The following is a 340-nucleotide window of genomic DNA, read 5'->3' as shown; positions in this document are numbered from 1 at the left end:
GAAAAATGGCAGTCTGAAGCGGAAGACCAACCATTTTTCACATAATGAATCTATCTCACTCCACAACCCTTCATCCGCCGCGGCATCTTGTTCGATTAAATTATTGACTTCATGTTGCACATTACTTAGTTCAGGGGAAGAGTTTTCTTCACGTGGTTGCTCCTGATCTCCTATAAGACCCTGTTCTCTTTCCACAAACCTAGAAATGTATTCATGAACTATGGAGCACCTAATAACATTCTTCAAGGCGGAAAAGTTTGGGCCAGATGCCCAATATGCTTTACATGAAAACGTGAGAATGAATTTAGTATTATTGTGATACTCTGAGGCAATTTTATTA

Annotated in this window: 1 protein-coding gene; it reads right to left on the bottom strand. The window is 39.4% G+C overall.

Going from position 1 to position 340, the window contains the following annotated elements:
* Nucleotides 1-340: hypothetical protein (locus ACSG5Z_RS29845; protein ID WP_435712747.1), on the bottom strand; the 340-nt coding region annotated here is incomplete at both ends.

The sequence above is a fragment of the Bacillus pretiosus genome (assembly GCF_051294775.1).
Lineage (GTDB): Bacteria > Bacillota > Bacilli > Bacillales > Bacillaceae_G > Bacillus_A > Bacillus_A wiedmannii.
Note: the sequence above shows the minus strand (reverse complement) of the source record. Positions and strands in the feature narration are given on the sequence as shown.